Consider the following 9158-nt stretch of genomic DNA (forward strand, 5'->3'; position numbering starts at 1 on the left):
GTGCCGGCTGCGGCCAGCCGTGCGCGCGCCAGGCGCGCGAGAAGGGGGTGAACACCTGGTAGGGCGTGCCGCCGCCGGTCGTCAGCGTCCCCGGCCCCACCGCGTATGCCGTGCCGGTCGCCTCGAGCGCGCAGTCCTGCTCGCCCAGTGCACGGCGCACGGCCTCGTCGCGGCGCCGGCCGAACGGGGTGCTCTCGGCGCTGACGTGCACGCTGGCGGCGCCCACCTCGCGGGCCACCTGGGGGACCACCTGCGCGGGGTCACCGACGCGCACGACCAGGGCTCCGTCATACCGGGAATCGAGGGCGCGCAGGGAGGCGTTCAACCAGGCGCGACGCACCGCGCCGGAGCCGTCCCACAGCCGCCGGTCGAGCACGAACAGCGGCAGGACGGACGAGCCGTCCGCGGCCTCGTGGGCGACCCCGAGGGCGGGCAGGTCGGCCAGGCGCAGGTCACGCCGAAGCCAGAGCACGGTGTCGGGCACAAATGAGAGGCTATGCGTTGTGACGGATCTGATCGACACCACCGAGATGTACCTCCGGACGATCTACGAGCTGGAGGAGGAGGGCATCCCGCCGCTGCGTGCCCGCATCGCGGAGCGCCTCGGTCACTCCGGCCCCACGGTGAGCCAGACCGTCGCCCGGATGGAGCGCGACGGGCTGCTGAGCCTGGCCGGCGACCGTCACCTCGAGCTGTCCGAGGAGGGCCGCCGGATCGCCACACGGGTCATGCGCAAGCATCGGCTGGCCGAGCGGCTGCTCGTCGACGTCATCGGCCTGGAGTGGGAGTACGTCCACGACGAGGCCTGCCGCTGGGAGCACGTCATGAGCGAGCGGGTCGAGCGCAAGATCCTCCAGCTCATCGGCGAGCACCGGGAGTCGCCCTACGGCAACCCGATCCCGGGCCTGGACGAGCTCGGCGAGGAGGCCGGGGAGGACTTCCGGCTGGGCGTGAGCAGCCTGGCCGTGCTCGCCGGCGACCAGCCCAGCGTGGTGACCGTGCGCCGGATCGGCGAGCCGGTCCAGGTGGACCACGAGGCGCTCAGCCTGCTCACCGTGGCCGGGCTGCTGCCGGGCCGGCGGGTCCGGATCCGGCGCGAGGCCGGTCGCGTGATCGTGGTGCGCGACGGCGCGGAGGACGCGGCCGGGGTGTCGCTGCCGGAGAGCACGGCGGCGCACGTCTTCGCGGCCGCCGTCTGAGGTGTTGGGGCCTCGCCGGGCGTCCCCGGTGAGGCCTTCGTCAGCATGTGGCAGGACCGGTCCGAGGGCCGGCACTGTCGCCGTGCATGGCGACACGCCCGAACCCGGGGCGGGGGAGTTTGCCCCATTTCGTCCCCATCTCAAGGGGTGCGCAACTCGCTGACCTGCGACGTCGCCGACGACGCCGCCAGGTCTCCGACACGCCCGTGACCTCGATGTGACAAGGGACTTTGGTCTGTGTACGGTGGCATCGCTTGCTCTCCCCCTGGAGGAAGCTCTCGATGTGGCATGCCGAATCCTGCCGCCACGTTCGAGATGAGTTCACACACCGTTTGGCAGGAGCGGGGGACCCACTTGCGGGGCGTCGTGAGACGCCCCTTGGGGTGAAGCCCTCAGGCGGCTGGCCGACCCAGGTCGGATGGCTGCCTCAGGGCCGGGTGCATACCTCCCACCCGAACCCGACAGCTCACCTCGTAGGCACTGGAGAGGTCTTTTCACGTGTCGAAGCACCATGCCGGGCGCCACCGCGCCGCAGGTCGCCAGACGACCACCACTGCCCTGACGTCTGCTCTTGGCCGTTCCGGCCAGCCCGCCGCCAAGGCTTCCGCGGTCCTCGCGGTCTCCGGTGGTCTGGTGGCCTCGTTCAGCATGCCCGCCTCGGCCGCGCCGGCCACGCACGCTCCCGAGGCAGCCACCCCGACCAACGCCCCCGGCACGGTCGCGGTCTCGGCCCCGAGCACCGCCGCCACCCCGGTTGCGCCCTCCTTCGGTGAGGTCGGCTTCGACGCCACCGCCCCGAAGGCCGCCCCGGTGCACCGCGCCGTGGAGACGGTCAGCCGCAGCACCGACCGCATGGCGATCAACCTGCCCTCGCCGGCCGCCGGCGTGCTCGGCATCGCCGCGATGTACGCAGGTGTCCCCTACGAGTGGGGCGGCACCACGCCGTCCGGCTTCGACTGCTCCGGCTTCACCCAGTACGTCTTCAACAAGATCGGCATCTCGCTGCCGCGCACGGCCGAGGAGCAGCGCATGGCTGCGACCCGCGTGAGCAACCCGCAGCCGGGTGACCTGGTCTTCTTCGGCAACCCCGCCCACCACGTCGGCATCTACGCCGGTGGCGGCATGATGTGGGACGCCCCGCACTCCGGCGCGGTGGTCTCCAAGCGCGCGATCTGGACCAGCGACGTGACCTACGGCCGCTTCTCCTGATTCGCAGGCACCCAGCCTGAGCATGACGCCGCAGGCCCCGAACCCAGCACGGGTTCGGGGCCTGCGGCGTTGCCGGGTCTTTGGGACAATGGGGCCATGAGCACCACGCGCACGGAAGCCGCAGCGCCCACGGCGACGGACCGCACGCCGGGCATCATCCTCGAGGTCTGGTCCGACGTGGTCTGCCCCTGGTGCTACCTGGGCAAGCGCCGGCTCGAGCACGCGATCGCCGCGTTCGAGCGGCCGGCGCTGGTCGAGGTGCGCTACCGCTCCTACGAGCTCGACCCGCGCACCCCGGTCGGGGAGGGCGTCCCCGTCTACGACTACCTCGGGCGCCGCTACGGCGGAGGCCCGGAGGCGGGCCGGGCCATGAGCGCACGGGTCGCCCGGGCCGCGGGCGAGGAGGGCCTGCGGATGGACTTCGACCGGGCCGTGTGGACCAACACCTTCGACGCGCACCGGATGGTGCACATGGGGCTGGCCCAGGGCGGGCCGGCCCTGCAGGCCGCGGTCAAGGAGCGCCTGTTCGCCGCCCACTTCGAGGAGGGCAAGGTCCTCGACGACATCTCCACCCTGCAGCGACTGGGAGCCGAGGCCGGGCTCGACGAGCACGTGCTGGCGGCGGTGCTCGCTTCCGACGACTACGCCGAGGACGTGCGCGCCGACGAGGCCGCCGCCCGCGAGCTGGGCATCACCACGGTGCCCTTCGTGGTGGCGAACCGGTCCGTGGCGCTGTCCGGCGCCCAGCCGGTGGAGGTCTTCGCCCAGCTGCTGCACCAGGCCTGGCGCGAGACCGGCAGCTAGCTGCGGCCGGCCAGCAGCCGGGCCCAGGCGCCGGCCGGCACGAACCGCGCGAGCTTCATCAGCACCGCCATCCGGGTGGGGAAGACGATCTCGGTCCGGTCGCGCTCCAGCCCGTCGCAGATCGCCCGCGCCGCCTGGTCCGGCTCGACCATGAACGGCATGGGGAACTCGTTGACCTCGGTCATCCCGGTGCGCACGAAGCCGGGGCAGATCGTGGTCACGTGTACCCCGCTCCGGCGCACCGACAGTCGCAGCGACTCCAGCAGGTTGATCTGGGCGGCCTTCGTGGCGCCGTAGGCCTCGGCCCCCGACAGGCCCCGGTAGCCGGCCACCGACGCGACGCCCGCGATGACGCCCCCGCGACGGGCGACCATGCCGGGAAGCACTGCGTCGATGCCGTTGCTCATGCCGACGAGGTTGACCTGGAGGTGGCGCTCGAAGGAGTCGGCGTCCCAGGTGCCGGCCGGCATCTGCTGCCAGTGCCCGGCGCACAGCAGCACCAGGTCTGGGGGCCCGAGCTCGGCCTCGACCCGTGCCGCTGCGGCATGGACCTGAGCCCGGTCGGTGACGTCCGCGGGCGCCACGAGCATGCGCCCCTCGGCCACGGTGGCCAGCCGGTCGGCACGCCGGGCGGAGACGGCCACCCGGGCGCCCCGGGCAGCCAGCTCGCGGGCCACGGCCGCGCCGATGCCGCTGGACGCGCCGACGACCCAGGCGACCCGGCCCTCGAGGTCCACTACGGGCGGACCATCTGCAGCTGGCTGACGCCCAGGTAGCCGGTGCGGAAGCCGGCCTCGCAGTAGGCCAGGTAGAACTCCCACATCGAGCGGAACGTGTCGTCGAAGCCGAGCGTGCGGACGTGGTCCCACTCGGCGAGGAACCGGCCGCGCCACTGCTTCAGGGTCTCGGCGTAGTGCCATCCGAGCTCGCGGCGCTGCGCGACCCGCAGGCTGGTGTGCCCCGCAAGGGTCTCGTCGATCGCCTGCAGGGACGGGATGATCCCGCCGGGGAAGATGTACTTCTGGATCCAGGAGTAGGTGCGCCGCGTGGCCCGCATCCGCTCGTGCGCCATGGTGATCGACTGGATCGCGACCCGGCCGCCGGGGGCGAGAAGGCGGTCGATCGTGGCGAAGTAGGTCGGCCAGTACTTCTCGCCGACGGCCTCGATCATCTCGACGCTGACGACGGCGTCGAACTGGCCCTGGACCTCGCGGTAGTCCTGGAGGCGCACCTCGACCCGGTCGGTCATCCCGGCGGCGGCGATGCGCTCGCGGGCGAGCTCGGCCTGCTCCTCCGACAGGGTGATGGTCAGCACCCGGGCGCCGCGCTGCGCGGCGCGAAGGGCCAGCGCGCCCCAGCCGGTGCCGATCTCCAGGACCCGCGTGCCCTCGCCGACCCCGGCGTAGTCGAGCATGCCGTCGATCTTGCGCAGCTGGGCGGCCTCGAGGTCGTCGCCGTCCTCGAACCACGCCGAGGAGTAGCTCATCGTCGGGTCGAGGAACGCCGCGAACAGGTCGTTGCTCAGGTCGTAGTGCCGGTGGATGTTCTCCCGGGAGCCCTCGAGGGTGTTCTCCTCGTGGTGCGGCAGCCGCTCGTCGACGATGGTGCGGAACCGCTGCAGCCACTCGGGGATGAGCTGGCTCAGCTTGGCCGCGAACGGCGCCAGCAGGTCGGCCAGGTCGGTGTCCGGCCCCGGGCGCCAGTCGCCGGCCATGTAGGCCTCGCCGAAGCCGATCTTGGTGTCCTTGCCGATCCGGGCGAAGAACGCCTCCGGGTTCACGAGCTCGAAGACCGGCGAGTCGGCGCCGCCGCCACCGACGACCCGGCCGTCGGGGTAGGTGGCTCGGACCGGCACGAGGTCGACGGCGCGCTCGAACAGGACGCGGGCGACGCGGGCGTGGACCGGGGCGGTGGGCACCGTCTCCAGCGCGGGCCAGCGCAGGGACGTGGGGGCGACGGCGGTCATCTCAGACACCTTCCTGGGCGCGGTGGCGCGGTCGGGGGGCAACGGGCAGTCGGCGCAGCCACAGCCAGACCCCGTGCACCCGTATCAGGGCCGTGACCCGCTGGGGCATGAGCGGCCGGCGCAGCACCTGGCCCACCAGGCGGCGCGGCGTGGCCGGCTGCGGTGTGCCGCGGAACGTGGCGCCGAAGGCGACCTCGCCGTCGCGGTGCAGCACGACGGAGGTGGCCACCTGGTCGGGGGTCAGCGTGAACGTGAGCTGGTAGCGACCCGACACGTCGTAGAACGGGGAGACGTAGAGCTCCTTGTCGGTCCACGCGGTGCCGCCACCGTCGGGGCGCAGCAGGTAGGCGTGGCGCTCGCCGTAGGTGTTGTGCACCTCGGCGACGACGCAGGCCAGGTCGCCGGAGGCGTCCAGGCACCAGTGCACCGACAGCGGGTCGAAGACGTGACCGAGGACCCGGGCGTTGGCGAGCATGAGCACCCGCCCGCCGGCCAGGTCCACGCCCACGCCGGCGGCGAAGGCGACGACGTTGTCCTTGATGCTGCGGGCCGGGTCACCGAGGTGGTCGACGGACCGGAACGAGGCGAACGGGCGCAGCCAGCGCGGCATACGGGGCAGGTCGTCCAGGTCGACCAGCCACTGGTAGACCCCGTGCCGGAAGGAGTGGCGGACCGGGCCCTTGCGCGAGTGCGAGACGAAGCCGTCGACGAGCGCCGGCAGCGCCGGCAGTGCCGGGGTCACCAGTCGCCCCCGAAGTGCCGCGCCGCCTCCACCCCCGAGCGGCAGCCGTCCTCGTGGAAGCCCCAGCCGTGGTGGGCCCCGGCGTAGACGGTGGTGTCGCTGGCGAGGCCCGCGAGCGAGCCCTGGGCCGCCACCGCCTCGGGGGTGTAGATGGGGTGCTCGTAGTCCATCACGGCCAGGATTGTGGACGGGTCGACGCGCTCGCGCGCGTTGAGCGTGACCAGGTGTTGCTCCGGGGAGGTATGCCCCTGCAGCCGGTTCATCCAGTAGGTCACCACGGTGGAGTCGTGCAGGTCGGTGCACGAGGTCATGAGGTAGTTCCACGAGGCCCGGGCCCGGCGCGCCGCAGGGAGGATCGAGGCGTCGGTGTGCAGGACGGTCTCGTTGCGGGAGTAGGTGAACGCCTTGAGCGTGCTGACCTCGTCGTCGGTCGGGTCGGTGAGCATCGCGAGGGCCTCGTCGGCGTGGGTCGCGATGACGACCTTGTCGAACCCGTGCCGCTCGCCGGTGGTGTCGACCACGGTGACGCCGGTGGACCAGCGGGTCAGGTCGCGCACGCCGGCGCTGACGCGCACCGCGGGCAGCTGCGCGCCGATCCGCTCGACGTAGGTGCGGGACCCGCCGGTGACGGTGTACCACTGCGGCGAGCCGGTGACGCTGAGCATGCCGTGGTGGTCCAGGAACCGGAACAGGTAGCGCGCGGGGTAGAGCAAGGCGGTCTCCTGGCCGGAGGACCAGACGCAGGAGACGACGGGCACCGCGTAGTGGGTGATGAAGTACTCCGAGAAGCCTTCGCGCCGCAGGAACTCCCCGTATGTCGTGAGGTCGCCTTCGCTGCTCGTGGCCAGGAACGCGCTCGCCCGGCGGTGGAACCGCTTCACCTGGCCCAGCAGGCGCAGGAACGTGGGGTCCAGGATCCGGCCGCGCTGGGCGAGGATGCCCTTGAGGCCGCGGCCGCCGGCGTACTCCAGCCCGCAGCCCTCGCACCGGATGCTCATGCTCATCTCGGTGGGGCGCACCGGCACGTCCAGCTCGCTGAACAGGCGCCGCAGCAGCGGGTAGGTGCGGTCGTTGTGGACGATGAACCCGGTGTCGACGGCGTGGTGGCTGCCGTCGCTGGCGGTGACGTCGTGGGTGTGGGCGTGGCCGCCGAGCCGGTCCTGCGCCTCGAACAACGTGACGTCGTGGGTCCGGTTGAGCAGGTAGGCCGCGGTCAGGCCCGACACGCCGGCGCCCACCACCGCCACGGAGGGGCGCGACGACGTCGGCTTCATCGCGCCCCTCCAGCTGCGTGCCAGGAGGAAGCGCGCAGCGTCCGGTGGTCTGTGGGGGTGTGTGGACGTGCCGTCACCGGGAGTCCCTTCCGTTCGGCGCGCGCGGTCGGTGCCGCTCGGACGATTACGGCAGAGGTTCGTAGGCGCCCCGGTGAGCGGATTGGTGCGGCTTGTGCGGCAGCGTAGTTGACGCCGGCGGAGCGCTGGCCGGTCAGCGGGAGGCCAGCTCGGCCACCTCACTGACCTCCTGGGCGGCGACCACGTCGGCGTCCGCCAACGGCGCGGCAGGCGGGACCGGTGCCGGGGCCCCGGCGGCCAGACCGGACCAGTCGAGGCGGCGCTCGCGCCACGTGAAGATGACGAGCTTGGCCACCTCCTCCACGACCCGGGCGAGGAAGACGCCGGCGATCCCCAGCGGGGAGTGCAGGCCGAGCAGCACCGCGAGCGGCAGCCCGACGAGGAACGCGCCGCCGGCGTCGCCGAGGATCACTCCCCGGGCGTCGTCACCGCTGGGCAGCACGCCGGCGCCGATGATCATGTTGCGGACCTTGACCACCTGGAACGCGGCGTTGATGAGGATGCCGACCGCGGCGGCGGCGCGGACCTGCGGGCCGGCGTGGCCGTAGAGCGGCTGCAGCAGAAACGCGCAGCACGCGAAGAGCAGCCCGAAGCCGATGCCGGTGCGGATGCCCGCCGCCTTGATCCGGCGCACCCAGGCGAGGGCGGCGTCGGCGTCGCCCCGCCCGACGGAGCGGCCGACCAGGGCGGTCGTGGCGCTCATGAGGCCCAGGCTGCCGACGATGAAGACGCCCTCGAGCGTGGCGGCGATCTGCGCCGCGGCCAGGGCCCGGTCGCCGAGCTTCTGGAACACGACGTTGTAGAGGAAGGTCCCACCGGTCCAGAACAGCTCGGTCACCCCGAGCGGCAGGGCGAGGACGAGCAGTGGCCGCAGCACCGGCTGCCACCCGCCGCGGAACGTCGGTGGCTCCCAGCGCACGACCCGGTGCACGGCATACACCTGGGCGGTGAGGATGGCGAGCTTGAGCAGGTTGGTGACCAGCGTCGCCACGCCGGCCCCGGCGACACCGAGCTGCGGCAGCGGTCCGGCGCCGGTGACCAGCGCGTAGCCGATCGCGGCGTTGAGCAGGACGGTGCCGGAGGTGGCCAGCATCGGGGCGCGGGCGTGGCCGGTGGAGCGCAGGACGCCGCTGAGCAGCATGCTCAGGACGGCCGGGGCCAGGGCAACGCCCATGAGCTGGAAATAGCCGGCGCCGGCGTGGGCCACGGTCGCCGACGCGCCGGTCGCACGGAGCAGGTCGTGGGAGAGCAGGAGCGGGCCGAGGGAGCACAGTGCGGCCAGGATGGCGGCGACGACCAGGGCGGTGGACACCGTGGTGTTCATGTCGTGGCGGCGGTCCGCGCCGTGCGCCCGGGCGACCAGGATGCTCACCGACGCGCCGAGGGCGCCGAGGGTGAGCACGAGGATGAACACCAGGCTGTTGGCGAAGCCGACCGCGGCGATGGCCGTCGCGCCCAGGGTGCCCACGACCACCTGGTTGACGAAATTGAGCACCAGGTTGAGCACGAACTCCAGGCTCACCGGCACCGCGATCCGGGCGATCTCCCGGCCGGGGGTGGTCTCGGCGGCCGCGGGCGTGCGGCGGCGCAGGGCAACAGGCATGGCGAGGTCCCGGGGACGTGGTGGGGGAGCGGGAGGACGCCATGGTCCGACCACGGTCGGAGGGGTTGGCGGTGGGCTCAGTTTACCGGCGCAACGATCCCGGCTCGCCCGGTTTTCGCGCGGCGGTGCTCAGGCGGTGGGCACCGGCTGCGGGGGCTGCGGGCCGCGGTAGCGACCATGCCACCGGAACCGCAGCGGGGTCTCGTCGTACTCCTCCAGGGCGTGGGCCACCCAGCCGACCGAGCGGGCGATGGCGAAGATGACCTCTCCGGCCGTGCGCTGC

The 9158-nt window shown here is 72.8% G+C and carries 9 protein-coding genes and 1 riboswitch; of the genes, 3 read left to right on the forward strand and 6 right to left on the reverse strand.

The annotated features are described in order from the left end of the window. A partial coding sequence (locus ACXVGS_RS18015; RefSeq protein WP_458537293.1) for a deoxyribodipyrimidine photo-lyase occupies positions 1 to 484 on the reverse strand: 484 nt, incomplete at its 3' end. Positions 485 to 503: 19 nt separating this feature from the next. Between ACXVGS_RS18015 and ACXVGS_RS18020 the strand changes: the two genes are divergently transcribed. The 3 genes from ACXVGS_RS18020 (at position 504) to ACXVGS_RS18030 (ending at position 3212) form a co-directional block, all read left to right on the forward strand. Then, entirely contained in the window at positions 504 to 1199 is a 696-nt protein-coding gene (locus ACXVGS_RS18020; RefSeq protein WP_141786965.1) for a metal-dependent transcriptional regulator, read from the forward strand. Between the two features lie 279 nt (positions 1200 to 1478). Next, a riboswitch (cyclic di-AMP (ydaO/yuaA leader) is annotated at positions 1479 to 1694 on the forward strand. A gap of 3 nt (positions 1695 to 1697) precedes the next feature. Beyond that, positions 1698 to 2408: a C40 family peptidase gene (locus tag ACXVGS_RS18025; protein WP_458529771.1), complete on the forward strand. Its 711-nt coding sequence runs from the start codon at positions 1698 to 1700 to the stop codon at positions 2406 to 2408. Between the two features lie 96 nt (positions 2409 to 2504). Then, entirely contained in the window at positions 2505 to 3212 is a 708-nt protein-coding gene (locus ACXVGS_RS18030) for a DsbA family oxidoreductase (RefSeq protein ID WP_458529770.1), read from the forward strand. Here ACXVGS_RS18030 and ACXVGS_RS18035 read toward each other — a convergent pair. The 5 genes from ACXVGS_RS18035 to ACXVGS_RS18055 form a co-directional block, all read right to left on the reverse strand. Next, positions 3209 to 3949 carry an SDR family NAD(P)-dependent oxidoreductase gene (locus tag ACXVGS_RS18035; protein ID WP_458537294.1) on the reverse strand — a complete coding sequence of 247 codons (741 nt, stop codon included), beginning with the start codon at positions 3947 to 3949 and terminating at the stop codon, positions 3209 to 3211. The genes ACXVGS_RS18030 and ACXVGS_RS18035 overlap by 4 nt on opposite strands. Further along, a complete protein-coding gene (locus tag ACXVGS_RS18040; RefSeq protein ID WP_458532676.1) occupies positions 3949 to 5178 on the reverse strand; it encodes a class I SAM-dependent methyltransferase in 1230 nt (409 codons plus the stop codon). The genes ACXVGS_RS18035 and ACXVGS_RS18040 overlap by 1 nt, the downstream gene beginning before the upstream one ends. Position 5179: 1 nt before the next feature. Continuing rightward, complete coding sequence (locus tag ACXVGS_RS18045) at positions 5180 to 5920, reverse strand: DUF1365 domain-containing protein (RefSeq protein WP_458535874.1); 741 nt, start codon at positions 5918 to 5920, stop codon at positions 5180 to 5182. After that, complete coding sequence (locus tag ACXVGS_RS18050) at positions 5917 to 7194, reverse strand: NAD(P)/FAD-dependent oxidoreductase (RefSeq protein WP_458535198.1); 1278 nt, start codon at positions 7192 to 7194, stop codon at positions 5917 to 5919. The genes ACXVGS_RS18045 and ACXVGS_RS18050 overlap by 4 nt, the downstream gene beginning before the upstream one ends. 211 nt (positions 7195 to 7405) lie before the next feature. Further along, a complete protein-coding gene (locus tag ACXVGS_RS18055) occupies positions 7406 to 8875 on the reverse strand; it encodes an MATE family efflux transporter (RefSeq protein ID WP_458529765.1) in 1470 nt (489 codons plus the stop codon). Positions 8876 to 9158: the final 283 nt, after the last annotated feature.

The organism is Oryzihumus sp., from assembly GCF_054325275.1.

What these genes read in the sequence shown, in the direction of transcription:
- ACXVGS_RS18040 (WP_458532676.1), bottom strand. Translation starts at nt 5,178, where the DNA reads ATGACCGCCGTCGCCCCCACGTCCCTGCGCTGGCCCGCGCTGGAGACG.
- ACXVGS_RS18055 (WP_458529765.1), bottom strand. Translation starts at nt 8,875, where the DNA reads ATGCCTGTTGCCCTGCGCCGCCGCACGCCCGCGGCCGCCGAGACCACC.
- ACXVGS_RS18050 (WP_458535198.1), bottom strand. Translation starts at nt 7,194, where the DNA reads ATGAAGCCGACGTCGTCGCGCCCCTCCGTGGCGGTGGTGGGCGCCGGC.
- ACXVGS_RS18030 (WP_458529770.1), top strand. Translation starts at nt 2,505, where the DNA reads ATGAGCACCACGCGCACGGAAGCCGCAGCGCCCACGGCGACGGACCGC.